Source organism: Sphingomonas sp. M1-B02 (genome assembly GCF_026167525.1).
In the GTDB taxonomy this organism is placed as follows: Bacteria; Pseudomonadota; Alphaproteobacteria; order Sphingomonadales; family Sphingomonadaceae; genus Sphingomonas.
The window spans coordinates 3348800-3365044 of record NZ_CP110679.1 but is presented as its reverse complement, the minus strand read 5'-3'; the positions used below and the strand labels follow the sequence as shown (position 1 = coordinate 3365044).

Genomic DNA, 16245 nt, shown 5'->3' with positions numbered 1-16245 from the left:
TTCTCAGATCCCCTTTACGCGCTCAACGCCGTTTCGCTCATCCGCGAGCCACCATGATCGCCCAGCACTGCCTCGGTGATCGAGTTGGGCAGCGGCTTGGGACGCTCGAGGCGCGAGATGATCGGCACGATGATCAGGAAGTGCGCGAAATAATAAGCGGCGGTGATCTGGCTGATGATGACGATCGCCGGAGTCGCGGTCGATCCGCCGCAATAGCCGAGTATAAGCACGTCGACCACCAGCACCCAGAAGGCGATGCGGTACATCGGGCGGAAGTTCGCCGAGCGCACCGGCGACTTGTCGAGCCAGGGCAGGAAGAACAGCAGCAGGATCGATCCGAACATCGCGATCACGCCCCACAGCTTCGCCGAGATGATGAAGTCCGCGGTGAAGGCGCGCAGGATCGCGTAGAAGGGCCAGAAATACCATTCGGGGACGATGTGCGCTGGCGTCGACAGCGGGTTCGCCGCGACATAATTGTCGGGATGGCCCAGCAGATCGGGGTAGAAGAAGATCAGCGTCGAGAAGAGGATCATGAACACCCCGACCCCGAAGCCGTCCTTGGCCGTGTAATATGGATGGAAAGGCACGGTATCCTGCTCGCCCTTCACTTCCACACCGGTCGGATTGCCCGAGCCCGGGATGTGCAGCGCCCAGATGTGGAGGATCACGGCGCCTGCGATCACGAACGGCAGCAGATAGTGGAGCGAGAAGAAGCGGTTCAGCGTCGCATCGTCGGGCGCATAGCCGCCGAGCAGCCAGACCCGGACCCATTCGCCTACCACCGGAATGGCGGAGAAGAAGCCGGTGATCACCTGCGCGCCCCAGAAGCTCATCTGCCCCCAGGGGAGCACATAGCCCATGAAGGCGGTGGCCATCAGCAGCAGGAAGATCACCACGCCGATCAGCCAGACCATCTCGCGCGGCGCCTTGTACGAACCGTAATAGAGCCCGCGGAACATGTGGATATAGATCACCAGCAGGAACATGCTGGCGCCGTTGGCGTGCGCGAAACGCAGGAACCAGCCCGCATTGACGTCGCGCATGATTGTGCCGTTCACCGATTGGAACGCGCCCGCGGCCGAGGAATGGAAGTGCATCGCGAGCACGATCCCGGTGACGATCTGGATGACCAGGCAGACCCCGGCGAGCACGCCGAAGTTCCAGAAATAATTGAGGTTGCGCGGCACCGGATATCCGGCGCCGACTGCATTATAGACGAACCGCGGCAGCGGGAGACGGCTGTCGATCCACTGCGTGAGCGGCGATTTCGGTTCGTACTGGCGTGCCCAGGGGAAGCTCATCTGCGTCTATCCTCAACCGACCACGACGACAGTGTCGGACGTGAATGCATAATCGGGAACCACCAGGTTGGTGGGTGCCGGCCCCTGACGGATACGGCCGGCGGTGTCATAGGCCGAGCCGTGGCAGGGGCAGAAATAGCCGCCGAACGGCCCGCGATTCTCGCCCTCGCCCGCACCCAGCGGCACGCAGCCGAGATGGGTGCACACGCCCAGCGTAATCAGCCAGTTCGTCTTGCCTTCCTTGGTGCGCTCTTCCAGCGTCTGCGGATCGCGCAGGCTCGAGATCGGCACCGCATCTGCCGCGGCGACTTCGGCCGGGGTCAGGTTGCGTACGAACAAGGGCTGCTTGCGGAAGCTCGTCTTGATCGCCTGGCCGGGCTCGATCGCCGAGACGTCGAGTTCGGTGCTCGAAAGGGCGAGCACGTCGGCCGAAGGATTCATCGAATTGATCAGCGGCAGCACCGTCACCGCGGCGCCGACGCCTGCGAACGATACTGCGGCGATCGTGAGATAGTCGCGACGACGCGGATTCTCCACCACTTCACCCGATGCGATCACCGTCTGGGTGGGGGAAACACCGTCTTCTAGCGTTGCCATGCTTCAGCCCTTGCACTTCGAAACTTCGCCGCGACGAGCGCGCGGTAACAGACGCGGACGCAACGCGCCCTAACCGCCCGGTGCCCCCGGTGGCTGCCGGGCCTGATAGACGTGGCCGGACGGCTTTGCCAACAGGGATTTTACGGGGGCGGCTTCAACCGGCCTTCGTCGCCTGTCCGCTTTCGCGGAAGCGTGGTTCGAAGAAGCGGGATGACGCCCTGCCGCCCTCGCGCTATTCGCCTCCGATGCGACTAGCCCTGTTTCAGCCCGACATCGCCCGCAATGTCGGCGCCGTCCTTCGACTTGGCGCCTGCTTCGACGTTGCGGTGGACCTGATCGAGCCGATGGGTTTTCCCTGGAGCGACAAGGGCCGCAAGCGCGCGGCGATGGATTATGAGGCGCAGGTCGAGATCCGCCGCCACGCCGATTGGGACGCTTTCGTCGCGGCGCTTCCCGGCCGGCTTATCCTGTTCACGACGCGCGGCGGCACGCCGTTGCTCGATGCCACGTTCGAGCCGGGCGACACTTTGCTGTTCGGATCGGAAAGCGCGGGCGCGCCCGATTTCGTGCATGCCCGCGCCGACGAGGCAGTGCGCATTCCGCTCAAATCGGGCACGCGATCCTTGAACCTCTCCGTTGCAGCGGGCATCGGTCTGGCCGAAGCACTGCGGCAGACAGGGGGATTTCCAACATGATCGACATGGACGACCAGCAGGCGACCGCGCGGATGTGGTTCGAATCGCTGCGCGATGCGATCTGCGCCGAGTTCGAATCGATCGAGCGCGAAGCCGGCTCGGACGCGCGTTTCGACTATACCGCCTGGGACCGCATAGATCCGAGCGGCGAACATGGCGGCGGCGGCGTGCGCGGAGTGATGAAGGGACAGGTGTTCGAGAAAGTCGGAGTCAACGTCTCCACCGTCGGCGGCAGCTTCGAGAGCGAATTCGCCAAATCGATCCACGGCGCCGGCGAGGATCCGAACTTCTTCGCCACGGGCATCAGCCTGGTCGCGCACATGGCCAATCCGCACGCTCCTGCGGTGCACATGAACTGCCGCTTCCTGGTGACCACCAAGCGCTGGTTCGGGGGCGGCGCGGACCTCAACCCGCCGATCCCCTATGACGAAGACACCGACGAATTTCACGCCGCGCTCCAGGCCGCCTGCGATCCGCACGATCCCGAATATTATCCGCGCTTCAAGCAATGGGCCGACGATTATTTCTACATCCCCCACCGCAAGGTCCATCGCGGCGTCGGCGGCATCTTCTTCGATCATCTCGAGGGCGATTGGGACGCCAATTTCGTCTTCACCCAGGATGTTGGGCGCGCCTTCCTCGACGTCTATCCGCGAATCGTCCGCGCGCGGATGAACATGCCCTTCACCGATGCCGACAAGGCGCAGCAGCTCGAATGGCGCGGGCGCTATGCCGAGTTCAACCTGATCTACGATCGCGGGACCCTGTTCGGCCTCAAGACCGGCGGCAATATCGACGCGATCCTGATGAGCCTGCCGCCCGTCGCGACATGGGCTTGAAAAGCCACACGTCACCCTCACCCTTCCGGCGCCTTCGGCGCCTCCCTCCCTCTCCCGCCGGGAGAGGGAAGGGGCCCGCCGCCGCAGGCGGTGGGAAGGGAGAGGTCGACTACGAGACGATGGCATGCCCCTGATCCCCGTCGCGAACGACCAGATCGCCACCATCGTCACCTCGCTCGAAATGCGCGAGAAGCCGCGCCCGCGCCCTGCCCCGCCCTCGATCCTCTCGCTCGCCCGCTGGACCGCCCCGGCAAGCGAGCGCTATCGCACGCTCTTCCGCCGCGTCGGCGCACCCTGGCTGTGGTTCTCGCGGCTGGTGATGGCGGATGCGGACCTGCGCCGCATCCTCGACGACCCCAAGGTCGAGATCTACGCCGCGACCGACCGCGCCGGGATCGAACTCGGCATGATCGAGCTCGATTTCCGCGTCGAGGGGGCCTGCGAGCTATCCTATTTCGCACTCGTCCCGGAGCTGACCGGCAAGGGCCATGGCACTTGGCTGATGGCCCACGCCTTGACCCTGGCGTGGCGCAAAGGGGTGGAGCGCGTCTGGGTCCACACCTGCACGCTCGATCACCCCGCGGCTTTGGGCTTTTACCGGCGTCACGGCTTCATTGCCTATAAGCGCACGGTCGAGACCTTTGCCGATCCGCGAATCGCAGGTCTCCTCCCCGCCGACGTCGCGCCTCAGATCCCCTGCTTGGGTTCGCTCAAGCGGTAAAAGGACACGCGCATCACCGCGAGCGCGGTCCATGCCAATGCCCCGATCGAGGCGGTCACGAGGTTGGCGACGATCATGATCGGCTCCCCGCCGCCGACCAGGCCGGAAACCACGCCCAGCACGGTCCCCGCGATCAGGATCGCCAGCAGTGCCGCGACCAAAGTCAGCGATGCGGCCCCGGCGATCACGATCCAGCCGAACCCGCCGCTGCGCCGCCAGCCCTGCCGGAACGCGTCGATAACCCCCTTTCCGGGATCGGCGGCAAAAGCCGGCGCGGCGAGCCAGGTGCGCGAAAGCGCGAAAAGCCCCGGCAGCAGGAAAAGCGACGCCCCCAAGGCGAAGAGCAGACCCGCGACGACATCGATCGCCAGGAAGGGAAGGAAGCGGCGCAGCGTCGACTTCAGCACTTCGCCCAGCGTCCGCCCACCGCCCTGCAGGAACAGGTTGAGCACCGCGAAACTGCCGAAGTTGATCGTCAGATTTGCAAGCAGGACCGCCCCCAGATTGGCCTGATAGAAAGCCGCAACCGCAGCGCGGAGCTGGTCCGCGGTTGCATCGTCCGGAAGCTCGAGCATCGAGAGCAGCAGCACGACCCCCAGGATCGGCAGCAGGAAAAACACCCCCGCCACGCGCAGGAGCAAATCACGCTCGCCGCGCCAGAGCGCAGCGGCGTCGGCGAACACGCCGGCAAAGCTGAAACTCATAGGACGGGAACGGCAGTGGCGGTGCGGAGGCCCGCTTGCGCAGTGAGCGCCAGATAGAGCTTGGCCGTGAAGGCCGCGGCGATCACCATGAACGCGGTCTGCACCGCCGCCACCACGATCGAGGTCAGCACCCCCGCCAGCGTCACGCCCTCGCCGCCCCCGGCGACCAGCGCGAAGATGCTGCCGAACACGGTGTTCGCCGCCAGCTGCGCCACCCAGCTGACGATCGCATAAAGGATTAGAACCCCGACGATCCGCAGCGCGAGCCCGCGCGTCAGCCGCCACGATTGGCGCAGTGCGCCGAACATGCGGTTCTCGCGAACGATCACCGGAGTGGCCACGATCAGCCGCGCGGCCAGCCAGAATAACAGGACCAGCAGCAGCAGGGCGTAGAGCGCCACGAAGGTCGCGACTGGTCCGCTGATCGCCATATCCTCGCCCCGCGCGATCGCCATCGCATCGGCGCCGTTCGCGGCAAGCACCATTGGAATGGGCAGCGCCATCGCCATGATCACCAGGAGCATCACGATCCACACCAGCAACGCCGGCCCGAGCCGCCGCCCAGCGAGCGCGCCCGCCGTCTCGCTCGACGCCAGATCGAGCGCCATCGCCGTGATCACCAGCGACCCCCAGACCGACAAGATCGCAAAGGCGAGTTGCACCAGATAGAGCGTGATAACCAGGCCCGGCGTCGCGCCCACCATCGCCGCTTCGAAATTGCCCTCGATCGATGCCGGCACGAAGAAGGCGAGAAGCGAGATCGGCAGCAGGGCACCGATATTGTCGCTCAGGAATTCCGCCGTCCGGTCCCAGACGGTTCCCATCTTCACCATTGCACTCGCTTCCCCAGGTCCGCGTCCATTATGTTAGCTGTCCCCCGTGTCCTTGCCAATGCTTGCGAAGATGCCCGGAGACGCGCAATCGCCCTGCCATGACATCCGATATCGAATGGCGCGTCTCTGCGGAGCAGGTCGATTATGCCCCGGCGATCGCCGAGATGGAGGCGCGCGCCGCCGCGGTCACCGCGGGCGCGGCGCGCGAACTGATCTGGCTGCTCGAGCATCCGCCGGTCTACACCGCCGGGACCAGCGCCGACGCGGCCGAGCTGCTCGATGCCCGCTTCCCGGTCCACCGCACCGGGCGCGGCGGGCGTTACACCTATCATGGCCCCGGCCAGCGCATCGGCTACGTCGTGCTCGACCTGCGCAACCGCCGCCGCGACGTGCGCAACTATGTCCACGCGCTCGAAGGCTGGGTGATCGCCGCGCTGGACCATGTCGGGATCGAGGCGTTCCGCGCGCCCGGCCGCATCGGCATCTGGACGCTCGATCAGGGCCGCGAGGCGAAGATCGGGGCGATCGGCGTGCGAATCAGGCAATGGGTCACGCTGCATGGCTTCGCGATCAATCTCTCGCCGAATCTCAACCACTTCACCGGCATCGTGCCATGCGGAATCGCCGACTTTCCGGTAACCAGCGCTGCCGAACTGAAAAAAAGCGTGTCCCCGGAAGCGCTGGATTCGGCGCTTTCTGCCACATTCTCGCCATTTTTGGACGCTCTGAACCCGTGAAGGCCAATATGAGTCTTGAGGGCCTGCCTTAAACCGTCTAATGTCTACCTCGGTTTGGGAGATAACGGCACGTCCGCTGTCCAAATCCACTATCTAGGGAGCTTTTACATGCGTGCAGTCCTTTCCAAGATCGTTGCAGGTTCGATGATCGCCGGCGCGGCCCTTCTGGCCTCGGCGTGCACCAGCAACGAGTCGACCAACGTCACGAACACCACCGAAGTCGTTCCCGTCGAGAACGTGATGACCACCGACACGATGGTCACCAACATCGACGCAGCTGCTCCGATGGACAGCAACATGGGTGCAGACATGAACACCACGGGCACGATGTCCGAGGACAACATGTCCGGCAACATGATGTAATCACGCGTCAGCGTGCTACGAAATCAGGGCCGTCCGGGCGACCGGGCGGCCCTTTTTCCTGTTTGAAAATGCGGCATTTTTCGCGCGGCTTGTCGCGTATCCGAAAAAAATGGCTTGGGCCCCGACTCGAAAGACTCTAACCACGCTCTGCACCAGGCAAGAGAGGGCGTGATGCTCGTACCGCGTATATTAACCATGTTGGCCATGATGGCCGGCCTCGCTGTCGCCACCCCGGCCTCGGCGCAATTTTTCCTCAAGTCCGCGGACCTTGCGGGGCCTAGAGTCACGGGTGCCGAACCCGGCATGACCGGTCCGGCGCTACCCAATGCGAGCCCCGCCGAACTGCGAGCCGCCTTGGTCTGGAACCTGCGCGCAGCACTCAACGTCGCCGCGCTCCAGTGCCAGTTCGAGCCTACCCTGCTCACGCTCGACAATTACAACGCGATCCTCAAGGATCACGAAGTGGAACTGCGCGATGCCTATGGCACGCTCGAGAAATATTTCGTCCGGGCACACAAGACCGCCAAGCTAGGCCAGACCGAGCTCGATAAGTTCGGCACGCGCGTCTATTCGGGCTTCTCCACCGTCTCCGGCCAGCTTTCTTTCTGCCAGACTGCTGCCGCGATCGGCCATGATGCGCTGTTCGCCAAGCGCGGCGATTTCGGCGATCTTGCTCAGCAACGAATGCACGAGCTTCGCTCGAGCTTGCAATCCTGGGGCGAGCAGCTCCGCCGCTCGGGAAGTCCTATAACGCCGATGGGAGCGTTGCCGCAGTTCGGTAACGACAAATGCTGGAAGCGCGACAGCTACCAGCCGAAGAAATGCGGCGCGCTGGTCGCTCGCCGATAGAAACCAGCCGAACATGAATATGCCCCTGCCCTGCGGGGAAGGGGCATTTCGCGGCCTTAGCGCAGCCCCAGAAACTTATGTGTCTGCAGCGACAGACGCCATTTCGGCCGCGTCATGGCCAAGGCCACTGCCGCCTCGACATTCGCTGCGCCCCGCACATCGTCCATCGGCTGGACCAGGAAATGGCGGAAGTCCCAGCCTTCGATCGCGGCCAGGTCGGTTCCCGCCTGCGGCCACACCAGCTTGAGCTCGTCGCCCGATCGCTGAACAACCGCGCTGCCCGCCTTGGGGCTGATACAGACCCAGTCGATCCCCGGATGCGCCGCAATCGTCCCGTTGCTCTCGATCGCGATCCGGAAGCCGCGCGCATGCAGCGCATCGATCAGCGCATCGTCGACCTGCAGCATCGGCTCGCCCCCGGTCAGCACCACGAAGCGCGCCGCACGATCCGGCCCCCAATGCCCGGCCACGGCCTCCGCCAGCGCCGCGGCGTCGGAAAAGCGGCCGCCGCCCAGGCCGTCGATCCCGACGAAATCGGTATCGCAGAAGCGGCACACCGCCGTTGCCCGGTCGGCCTCGCGCCCCGACCACAGGTTGCATCCCGCGAAGCGCACGAACACCGCGCGCGCGCCGGCGTTCACGCCCTCGCCCTGCAGCGTGAGGAACATCTCCTTGACCGCGTAGCTCATGGCGCGGCGGCGTAGCGCGTCGGATCGGGAACGCCGGCTTCCTCGAAGCCCTTCGCGCGCAGCCGGCAACTGTCGCACAGCCCGCAATGGACCCCGCCCGGCGCGGGATCGTAGCATGACCAGCTGATCCCGGCGTCCAGCCCCAGGCGAAGCGCCTCGCGGACGATGTCGGCCTTCGTCATATGCTGGAGCGGCGCGCGGATGCGGAAAGGCTCTCCCTCTACCCCGGCCTTGGTGGCAAGATCGGCGAGCTTCTCGAAGCCCTCGATGAATTCGGGTCGGCAATCGGGATAACCCGAATAATCGAGCGCATTGACCCCGATATAGAGATCGCGCGCGCCCGCTGCCTCGGCCCAGCCGAGCGCCAGGCTCAGGAAGATCGTGTTGCGGGCGGGCACATAGGTGATCGGGATATCCGCGCCCACCCCGCCCTTCGGCACGTCGATCTCGGCGGTGAGCGCCGATCCGCCGAACGCGCGCAGATCGAGCGGGAGGACGACATGCCGCTCGGCGGCCAGCAGCGCCGCGATCCGCCGCGCCGCCGCGAGCTCCACTTGGTGCCGCTGGTTATAGTCGATCGACAGCGCGAGCAGGCGATGCCCGTCCTCGCGCGCCCGCGCGGCGGATACCATCGAATCGAGTCCGCCCGAGATCAGGGCCACTGCTACGCTGTCGCTCATCCCGCTGCCGCTAGCCGCTTTTTGCACGAATCAAAATGGGCCGCCCGAAAGCGGCCCGAGTTGGGATACCATGCCAGAGAGGAAAGCTCTCCTCGGAGAGCATCGCGATCATAGCGAGCGGAGCATGAAACAAGCGTAAGCACGGCGATTCTACGGTCCGATCCGTGCCGATCAGTGATTGTGCCGCGGCACTTCCTCGCTGGTCCGGCGATATTTCAGGGCAAAGTCGAGCACACCGCCCTCGCCCAATTGCCCCACTTTCTCGCGGTACAATTCCTCCCAGGGCGTCTTGCTCGCGGGGATCGATGGCGCCGGCTCGGACTTGCGCCGGGCGATTTCCTCCGCCTCGACCAGCGCGTCGCACCGCCCCTGGTTGAGGTCGATCCGGATCCTGTCGCCGGTCCGCAGCCAGGAAAGCCCGCCCCCTGCCGCGCTTTCGGGAGAGGCGTTGAGGATCGAGGGACTGTCCGACGTGCCCGATTGCCGGCCGTCGCCCAGTGTCGGCAGGCTCATGATCCCCTCGCGGATCAAGTGATCGGGCGGCTGCATGTTGACCACCTCGGCCGATCCCGGCCAGCCGAGCGGCCCCGCGCCGCGGATCACCAGGATGCAGTCGGCGTCGATCTCGAGCGCGGGATCATTGATCCGATGGTGATAATCGTCCGATCCGTCGAACACGATCGCCCGGCCCTCGAACACCCCCTCCTGCCCCGGCCGCGACAGATAGCGTGCCCGGAAATCGTCGGAAATCACGCTTGTCTTCATGATCGCGGTGTCGAACAGATTGCCCGAAAGCACCAGGAAGCCGGCTTTCTCGAGCAAAGGCGCATCGAACGGCGCGATCACGTCGCGGTCCGTCACGTTATGGCCGGCAACATTCTCGGCGAGGGTCCTGCCCGTACAGGTCATCGCCGATCCGTCGAGCACCCCGGCCGCGAGCATTTCGCTCAGCACCGCGGGGATGCCGCCCGCGCGGTGGAAGCGCTCGCTCAGATATTTGCCCGCGGGCTGCATGTTGACGAGCAGCGGCAGGTCGTATCCCTGCATCCAGTCGCTCGCGTCGATCTCGATCCCGGCATGCCGCGCCATCGCATCGATATGCGGCTGGGCGTTGGTCGATCCGCCGATCGCGGTAAGCAGCCGGATCGCGTTGAGGAAGCTGGCCTTGGACAGGATCTTCGAGGGCCGCAGATCCTCATAGGCCATGTCGACGATCCGCCGCCCGGTCTCATAGGCGATCTGGCCGCGCTCGCGATACGGCGCCGGGATCATCGCGCAGCCGGGCAGGCTCATGCCCAGTCCTTCTGCGATCGAGTTCATCGTCGAGGCGGTGCCCATCGTGTTGCAATGCCCGGCGGAGGGCGCGCTGTCGGTCGCCCGGCGCAGGAACTCCTCCTCGTCGATTTCGCCCGCCGCCAGCTTCCGCCGGCTGCGCCAGATGACGGTGCCGGAGCCGACCAGTTCGCCTTCATGCCAGCCATCGAGCATCGGACCGCCGGAGAGCACGATCGCCGGAATGTCGACCGTGGAGGCGGCCATCAGCGACGAGGGCGTGGTCTTGTCGCAGCCGGTGGTCAGGATCACCGCGTCGATCGGATAGCCGTTGAGAATCTCGACCAGCCCGAGATAGGCCAGATTGCGATCGAGCGCCGCGGTCGGCCGCCGGCAATTCTCGAAGATCGGATGGAGCGGAAACTCCATCGGCACGCCGCCCGCGGCGAGCACGCCTTCGCGTGCGCGTTTCACCGTCTCGAGGTGGATGCGGTTGCACGGCGCGATGTCGCTGCCCGATTGGGCGATGCCGATGATCGGCTTACCCGAGCGCAGCTCGTCCGGCGTGATGCCGTAGTTCATGAAGCGCTCGAGATAGAGCGCCGCCATGTCGCTGCGGCCGGGCGCGGCGAACCATTCGCGCGAGCGAAACTGGCGGACGGGGGTACGGCTGGTCATGATGTCCTTCTTGTAAAAGGGGCGCAGCCTTTCGGCCGCGCCCCCGATGCTCCAGGGGTCGGGGCTCAGCCCTCCATCGCCTCGAGTTCCTTGCCCTTGGTCTCGTTGATGAACCGCAAGACGAGGAAGAAACTGATTACCGCGCAAACGCCGTAGAAGCTGTAGCTGGCGGCCAGCCCGATCGTCGCGAGCATGATCGGGAAGGCCTGGGCGATCGCGTAGTTCGCGGTCCACTGGAAGAAGCCTGCGACGGCGAGCGCCGAACCGCGTATCTGGTTCGGGAACATCTCGCCCAGCATCACCCACATCACCGGGCCCCAGCTGACGTTGAAGAAGATCACATAGACGTTGGCCGCGACCACCGCGAGCATGCCGGTGTCGTCCGACAGCACGAGCTTGCCGTCGACCAGCCCGCCCTGGCTGAAGGCATATACCATCACGAACAGCGATGCGGCCATGCCCACCGAGCCGATCAGCAGCAGCGGCTTGCGGCCGATGCGGTCGATCAGCAGGATCGTCACGAAGCAGGCGGCGATAGACACTGCGCCCGAGACGATGTTGATCATCAGCGAATCCTGCTCCGAGAAGCCGGCCGCCTGCCACAGGGTCGCGCCATAATAGAAAATGACGTTGATGCCGACGAGTTGCTGGAACACCGCCAGCATGATGCCCACCCAGACGATCGAGCGGACGCCCAGGAAGCCCCGCCCCCCCGCCGGAGTCAGCACGTCGCTGAGCCGTGGACGGTGATCGTGCGAGAAGCTCGCCTGGATTTCCTCGACCTTGGCCTGCGCCGCGATCGGGCCGGACAGGTTGGTGAGCACCCGGAGCGCTTCGTCGTTGCGGCCCTTCGACACCAGATAGCGCGGGCTTTCCGGAATGAAGTACAAGGCGACGAGGAAGATCACCGCCGGAACCGACTGCAGCAGGTACATCCAGCGCCAGGCCTCGATGTCGAACCAGATCTTGTTGGTCGAAACGCCGGCAATCGCCGTCACGTAATAGTTGGCGAGGAACGCCGCGGTCAGGCCGGTGATGATCATCACCTGCTGCACCGTCGTCATCCGGCCGCGAATGCTCGCTGGCGCCACCTCCGAAATATAGGCCGGCGAGAGCACCGACGCGGCGCCGACGGCCATTCCGCCGAGGATCCGTGCGATCAGGAAGATCGTGTGATCGTGGGCGAAGCCCTGGACCAGCGCCCCGATCAGAAAGAGCACTGCGGAAAGCCGCATGACCGCACGGCGACCGATCGCGTCGGCCAGGATGCCGGCCAGCGATGCGCCGATCACGCAGCCGATCAGCAGCGATCCGACCGTGAAGCCCAGGGCGGCATCGTCGAGGTTGAACGCCGCGATCAGCCCCGGCTGGGTGCCGTTCACGGCACCGCTGTCATAGCCGAACAGCAAGCCGCCGATCGTCGCCACCGCAACGATCGCGAAGACGAGGCCGAAATTGGTCCTCTCCGCCGATTGATTCATCCCTTACGTCCCTCTCCTGCAGTCCGATCGATCGAACTTGTTAGCGCTAACGGTGGCGCGGGCGCGGGAGAAAAGCAAGCCTCTAGCGATGCCCCGGTAGTGCGGGGCCGCCCTGGGTGCGCGCGCCCGTCTTCGTTGTTCCGCGCCGCTCCGCCGTCGCCCCATCGTGCGGCGGGCCGGAGGATTCGCGAACGATCAGCTCGTGATCCAGCACCTGGTCCTCAAGCCGTTCCGCATCCGGAGACCGCTGTGTCCGGATCCGCATCAGAAGCAGCGTGAGCGCCGCCTCGGCCATTGCCGAGATCGGTTGCCGCACGGTGGTCAGTTCGGGCCAAACGGTGGTGGCGAGCGACGTATCGTCGAACCCGACCACGCTCAGATCCCGCGGCACGTGGAGGCCGCGACGATGCGCCACGCCGACTGCCGCCGCCGCCATATCGTCATTGCTCGCGAAGATCGCCGTCGGCGGCTGGGCACGGTCCAGCAGACGCTCTGCGGCAACGATGCCGGACCGGAAGGTGAAATAGCCCTGCTCGATCGGCATGGCGTTCACGTCGAGGCCGGCTTCGTCGAGAGCGGCAGCGAAGCCGCGATAGCGTTCGGCGCTAGAGGTCTGGTTGGGATTGCCACGGATGAAGCCGATCCGGCGGTGGCCAAGGCCGAGCAGATGCCGCGTCATCGCCGCGGCGCCTTCGAAATCGTCGATCCGCACGTTTAGGCTTCGGGCAGGCGGCAGTCCCATCGCCACCGACACCCAGGGTATCCCGGCCGCCTCCAGCTCCGCGCGGACCGGCGCGGCTTCGGACAGAGGCGGCGGCAGGATCACGCCCTCGACGCTGGTCGAGGCAAAGCTGCGCGTTGCCTCCGCCTGTTCGTCGGGGCGTTCGCTCTCGCAGACTTCGAGCACCAGATGGCAGCCGGCACGCCGCGCGGCCGCCAGCGCGCCGATCAGAAACTGCGAAAGATAGGCGGCCGAGGGGTTGGAATAGAGCAAGCCGATCTGGGTCGCCTCGCCCGCGGCCAGGCTGCGTGCTGCGCTGTTGGGCGAATAATTGAGCTGCTCGATTGCGGCCAGCACCGCCTCGCGGGTGGAGTCCCGCACATTCGAGCCGCCGTTGACCACGCGCGACACGGTCATCGCAGACACGCCTGCGACGCGTGCGACATCCTGTACGGTTACCGTGCCACGGCTTCTCCGGCTGGGTCTGCTCATCCCGGTCCTTTTCGGCGAGAGGCATAGGATCAGCCATAGCGGAATGCAATTGGCCTGAGATCCGCGCTCATGGTTGACCAGCGGGATGGGGCACGATAGCTGATAGCGCTACCATAAACGCAAAAAGATGGCGCGTCGGCGTCACATCCCGAGGAGAGACCATGGCCGTCCGCCACCGCCTGCCCCGCACCCGTCAGTTCCGGATTGCCGCCCTCGCCGCGGTCGCGACGATGGCGCTCGCCCCTGCTTTCGTTCCTGCGGCCCAGGCGCAGCGGGCCGAACAGCCGCTCTACGAGGATGCGTCGCAGTCGGTCGACGCCCGGGTGGAGGACCTGCTCAAGCGGATGACGCTGGAGGAGAAGGTCCAGCAGATGGTCGCGATCTGGCTGCAGAAGGACAAGATCCAGGCCGCGGATGGCGAATTCGACGCACAGAAGGCCACACAGAATTTCCCCAATGGCCTTGGCCAGATCTCGCGCCCCTATGACCGCCGCGCGATTACCCAGGGGCCCGCCGCCGGTGCCGCCGCGGGCACGGTCAACCGCAATGCCGAGGATACCGCGCGCTACATCAACGCCGCGCAGAAATGGGCGGTCGAGAAGACCCGGCTCGGCATTCCGCTGATCATGCATGAGGAGGCGCTGCACGGCTATGTCGCCCCCGGCGCCACCAGCTTTCCCCAGGCGATCGCGCTGGCCAGCACCTGGAACCCCAAGCTGCAGGAACAGATCTTCGCGGTCGCGGCGCGCGAGATGCGCGCCCGCGGCGCCAATCTCGCGCTTGCCCCGGTCGTCGACATCGCCCGCGATCCGCGCTGGGGCCGGATCGAGGAGACCTATGGCGAGGATCCGCATCTCGTCGGCGAAATGGGCCTGGCGGCGATCCGCGGCTTCCAGGGCACGACATTGCCGCTCGCCAAGGACAAGGTCTACGTCACGCTCAAGCACATGACTGGCCATGGCGCGCCCGAAAGCGGCACCAATATCGGTCCGGCGACGGTCTCCGAGCGGACGCTCCGCGAATTCTTCTTCCCGCCGTTCGAGCGCGCGGTCACCGAGCTGCCGGTGATGTCGGTAATGCCATCCTACAATGAGATCGACGGCATCCCGAGCCACGCCAATCGCTGGTTGCTGCACGACGTGCTGCGCCAGGAATGGGGCTTCAAGGGCGTGGTGCTGAGCGACTATTTTGCCATCCGCGAGCTCAACACGCGGCACCATCTCTTCGACAATCTAGGCGATGCGGCGGTCCGCGCGCTCGATGCGACCGTCGATTTCGAGACGCCCGACGGTGAGGCATATGCGCTGCTGCCGCAGCTGGTCCGCGAGGGCCGGGTAAGCCAGCAGCAGATCGACGAATCGGTGCGCCGCATCCTCAAGCTCAAGTTCAACGCCGGGCTGTTCGAGAATCCCTATGTCGACGCAAAGGCTGCGGCGCGGAAGACGGAGACGCCCGACGCAATCGCGCTTGCCCGCGAGGCCGCGCGCCAGGCGATCGTCCTGCTCAAGAACGACAAGGGTCTGCTCCCGCTCGACCCCGGCAAGATCAAGCGTCTCGCGGTGATCGGCACGCATGCCAAGGACACCCCGATCGGCGGCTATTCGGATATTCCGCGCCACGTCGTCAGCGTGCTCGAGGGCATGCAGGCCGAGGGCAAAGGCAAGTTCCAGGTCGATTTCGCCGAGGGGGTGAAGCTGACCAAGAGCCGCGTCTGGGCCGAGGATGCCGTCGAGCTGATCGACGACGCGACCAACGATCGGCTGCGCGCCGAGGCGCTGGAGACCGCAAAGAATGCCGACACGATCGTGCTGGTGCTCGGCGACAACGAGCAATTGAGCCGCGAGGCCTGGGCCGACAACCATCTGGGCGACCGCAACAGCCTCGAGCTGATCGGTCCGCAGAACCGGCTCGCGCAGGAGATTTTCGCGCTCGGCAAGCCGGTGGTGGTGCTGCTGCTCAACGGGCGGCCGCTGTCCGTGAAATATCTATCCGAGAATGCGCCGGCGCTGATCGAGGGCTGGTATCTCGGCCAGGAAACCGGCCATGCCGTGGCGGACGTCGTGTTCGGCCGCGCCAATCCGGGCGGCAAGCTGCCGGTGACGATCGCCCGCGACGTCGGGCAGCTGCCGATGTTCTACAACCACAAGCCGAGCGCGCGGCGGGGCTATCTCTTCGCCGAGACGAGCCCGCTTTATCCGTTCGGCTACGGGCTTTCCTACACAACCTTCGAAATGGGCGCGCCGGTGCTCGCGACGCCCACGATCGGGCGGTACAACAAGGTCAAGGTCAGCGTCGACGTGACCAACACCGGCACCCGCGCCGGCGACGAGGTGGTCCAGCTCTACGTCCGCGACGATCTGGCGAGCGTCACCCGGCCGGTGAAGGAGCTCAAGGCGTTCGAGCGCGTGTCACTGCAGCCCGGTGAGAAGAAGACGGTCAGCTTCGAACTCACCCCGCGCGACCTGTCGCTGTGGAATGTCGACATGAAGCGCGTGGTCGAGCCCGGCACCTTCACCGTCTCGGCGGGGCCGGACTCGGTGAAACTCAAGAGCACCAAGCTCACGGTGAAGTGATCCATTCCTCCCCGCGC

General features: G+C 65.5%; 16 protein-coding genes. 7 read left to right on the top strand and 9 right to left on the bottom strand.

Annotation, left to right across the window (positions count from 1 at the left end; genetic code table 11):
* Positions 1 to 14: 14 nt before the first annotated feature.
* Positions 15 to 1304, bottom strand: a complete 1290-nt coding sequence (locus OKW87_RS16250) for a cytochrome b (RefSeq protein WP_265541043.1) — start codon at positions 1302 to 1304, stop codon at positions 15 to 17.
* 12 nt (positions 1305 to 1316) lie between these two features.
* Positions 1317 to 1901 (bottom strand): ubiquinol-cytochrome c reductase iron-sulfur subunit, encoded by a 585-nt coding sequence (gene petA, locus OKW87_RS16245; protein WP_265541042.1) that lies wholly within the window; start codon positions 1899 to 1901, stop codon positions 1317 to 1319.
* Between the two features lie 245 nt (positions 1902 to 2146).
* Between petA and OKW87_RS16240 the strand changes: the two genes are divergently transcribed.
* The 3 genes from OKW87_RS16240 to OKW87_RS16230 all read left to right on the top strand — a co-directional run bounded on the left by OKW87_RS16240 (position 2147) and on the right by OKW87_RS16230 (position 4156).
* Positions 2147 to 2596, top strand: coding sequence for a tRNA (cytidine(34)-2'-O)-methyltransferase (locus OKW87_RS16240; RefSeq protein WP_265541040.1), 450 nt, complete (start codon positions 2147 to 2149; stop codon positions 2594 to 2596).
* The gene (gene hemF / locus OKW87_RS16235) at positions 2593 to 3435 is read left to right on the top strand and encodes an oxygen-dependent coproporphyrinogen oxidase (RefSeq protein WP_265541038.1); all 843 of its coding nucleotides are present in this window, start codon (positions 2593 to 2595) and stop codon (positions 3433 to 3435) included. The genes OKW87_RS16240 and hemF overlap by 4 nt, the downstream gene beginning before the upstream one ends.
* A gap of 124 nt (positions 3436 to 3559) precedes the next feature.
* Positions 3560 to 4156, top strand: coding sequence for a GNAT family N-acetyltransferase (locus tag OKW87_RS16230; RefSeq protein WP_265541037.1), 597 nt, complete (start codon positions 3560 to 3562; stop codon positions 4154 to 4156).
* Here OKW87_RS16230 and OKW87_RS16225 read toward each other — a convergent pair.
* Together OKW87_RS16225 and OKW87_RS16220 are read right to left on the bottom strand one after the other, a co-directional pair.
* Complete coding sequence (locus OKW87_RS16225; RefSeq protein ID WP_265541036.1) at positions 4123 to 4860, bottom strand: hypothetical protein; 738 nt, start codon at positions 4858 to 4860, stop codon at positions 4123 to 4125. The genes OKW87_RS16230 and OKW87_RS16225 overlap by 34 nt on opposite strands.
* Positions 4857 to 5693: a glycerophosphoryl diester phosphodiesterase membrane domain-containing protein gene (locus OKW87_RS16220; RefSeq protein ID WP_265541035.1), complete on the bottom strand. Its 837-nt coding sequence runs from the start codon at positions 5691 to 5693 to the stop codon at positions 4857 to 4859. Before OKW87_RS16220 ends, OKW87_RS16225 begins: the two co-directional genes overlap by 4 nt.
* 98 nt (positions 5694 to 5791) lie before the next feature.
* On the opposite strand from OKW87_RS16220, the gene lipB reads away from it, so the two are divergent.
* From lipB to OKW87_RS16205, 3 genes are all read left to right on the top strand, one after another.
* Entirely contained in the window at positions 5792 to 6430 is a 639-nt protein-coding gene (gene lipB, locus OKW87_RS16215; RefSeq protein WP_265541033.1) for a lipoyl(octanoyl) transferase LipB, read from the top strand.
* A gap of 108 nt (positions 6431 to 6538) precedes the next feature.
* Entirely contained in the window at positions 6539 to 6793 is a 255-nt protein-coding gene (locus OKW87_RS16210) for a hypothetical protein (protein WP_265541031.1), read from the top strand.
* A 303-nt stretch (positions 6794 to 7096) separates the two neighbouring features.
* Entirely contained in the window at positions 7097 to 7642 is a 546-nt protein-coding gene (locus OKW87_RS16205) for a hypothetical protein (protein ID WP_265541030.1), read from the top strand.
* A 56-nt stretch (positions 7643 to 7698) separates the two neighbouring features.
* Here the strand turns inward: OKW87_RS16205 and queE are convergent, their stop codons facing one another.
* The 5 genes from queE to OKW87_RS16180 all read right to left on the bottom strand — a co-directional run bounded on the left by queE (position 7699) and on the right by OKW87_RS16180 (position 13655).
* Positions 7699 to 8331, bottom strand: a complete 633-nt coding sequence (gene queE, locus OKW87_RS16200; protein WP_265541028.1) for a 7-carboxy-7-deazaguanine synthase — start codon at positions 8329 to 8331, stop codon at positions 7699 to 7701.
* Positions 8328 to 9011, bottom strand: a complete 684-nt coding sequence (gene queC, locus OKW87_RS16195; protein ID WP_265541026.1) for a 7-cyano-7-deazaguanine synthase QueC — start codon at positions 9009 to 9011, stop codon at positions 8328 to 8330. The genes queE and queC overlap by 4 nt, the downstream gene beginning before the upstream one ends.
* 171 nt (positions 9012 to 9182) lie before the next feature.
* Positions 9183 to 10961 carry an IlvD/Edd family dehydratase gene (locus OKW87_RS16190; RefSeq protein ID WP_265541024.1) on the bottom strand — a complete coding sequence of 593 codons (1779 nt, stop codon included), beginning with the start codon at positions 10959 to 10961 and terminating at the stop codon, positions 9183 to 9185.
* A gap of 65 nt (positions 10962 to 11026) precedes the next feature.
* Positions 11027 to 12442 carry a sugar porter family MFS transporter gene (locus OKW87_RS16185; protein WP_265541022.1) on the bottom strand — a complete coding sequence of 472 codons (1416 nt, stop codon included), beginning with the start codon at positions 12440 to 12442 and terminating at the stop codon, positions 11027 to 11029.
* Positions 12443 to 12524: 82 nt separating this feature from the next.
* Positions 12525 to 13655, bottom strand: a complete 1131-nt coding sequence (locus tag OKW87_RS16180) for a LacI family DNA-binding transcriptional regulator (RefSeq protein WP_265541020.1) — start codon at positions 13653 to 13655, stop codon at positions 12525 to 12527.
* A 161-nt stretch (positions 13656 to 13816) separates the two neighbouring features.
* On the opposite strand from OKW87_RS16180, the gene OKW87_RS16175 reads away from it, so the two are divergent.
* The gene (locus OKW87_RS16175) at positions 13817 to 16228 is read left to right on the top strand and encodes a glycoside hydrolase family 3 N-terminal domain-containing protein (protein WP_265541019.1); all 2412 of its coding nucleotides are present in this window, start codon (positions 13817 to 13819) and stop codon (positions 16226 to 16228) included.
* Positions 16229 to 16245: the final 17 nt, after the last annotated feature.

Coding starts and splice junctions, on each gene's coding strand:
- OKW87_RS16250 (WP_265541043.1), bottom strand. CDS start 1,304: ATGAGCTTCCCCTGGGCACGCCAGTACGAACCGAAATCGCCGCTCACG.
- petA (WP_265541042.1), bottom strand. CDS start 1,901: ATGGCAACGCTAGAAGACGGTGTTTCCCCCACCCAGACGGTGATCGCA.
- OKW87_RS16240 (WP_265541040.1), top strand. CDS start 2,147: ATGCGACTAGCCCTGTTTCAGCCCGACATCGCCCGCAATGTCGGCGCC.
- hemF (WP_265541038.1), top strand. CDS start 2,593: ATGATCGACATGGACGACCAGCAGGCGACCGCGCGGATGTGGTTCGAA.
- OKW87_RS16230 (WP_265541037.1), top strand. CDS start 3,560: ATGCCCCTGATCCCCGTCGCGAACGACCAGATCGCCACCATCGTCACC.
- OKW87_RS16225 (WP_265541036.1), bottom strand. CDS start 4,860: ATGAGTTTCAGCTTTGCCGGCGTGTTCGCCGACGCCGCTGCGCTCTGG.
- OKW87_RS16220 (WP_265541035.1), bottom strand. CDS start 5,693: ATGGTGAAGATGGGAACCGTCTGGGACCGGACGGCGGAATTCCTGAGC.
- lipB (WP_265541033.1), top strand. CDS start 5,792: ATGACATCCGATATCGAATGGCGCGTCTCTGCGGAGCAGGTCGATTAT.
- OKW87_RS16210 (WP_265541031.1), top strand. CDS start 6,539: ATGCGTGCAGTCCTTTCCAAGATCGTTGCAGGTTCGATGATCGCCGGC.
- OKW87_RS16205 (WP_265541030.1), top strand. CDS start 7,097: ATGACCGGTCCGGCGCTACCCAATGCGAGCCCCGCCGAACTGCGAGCC.
- queE (WP_265541028.1), bottom strand. CDS start 8,331: ATGAGCTACGCGGTCAAGGAGATGTTCCTCACGCTGCAGGGCGAGGGC.
- queC (WP_265541026.1), bottom strand. CDS start 9,011: ATGAGCGACAGCGTAGCAGTGGCCCTGATCTCGGGCGGACTCGATTCG.
- OKW87_RS16190 (WP_265541024.1), bottom strand. CDS start 10,961: ATGACCAGCCGTACCCCCGTCCGCCAGTTTCGCTCGCGCGAATGGTTC.
- OKW87_RS16185 (WP_265541022.1), bottom strand. CDS start 12,442: ATGAATCAATCGGCGGAGAGGACCAATTTCGGCCTCGTCTTCGCGATC.
- OKW87_RS16180 (WP_265541020.1), bottom strand. CDS start 13,655: ATGAGCAGACCCAGCCGGAGAAGCCGTGGCACGGTAACCGTACAGGAT.
- OKW87_RS16175 (WP_265541019.1), top strand. CDS start 13,817: ATGGCCGTCCGCCACCGCCTGCCCCGCACCCGTCAGTTCCGGATTGCC.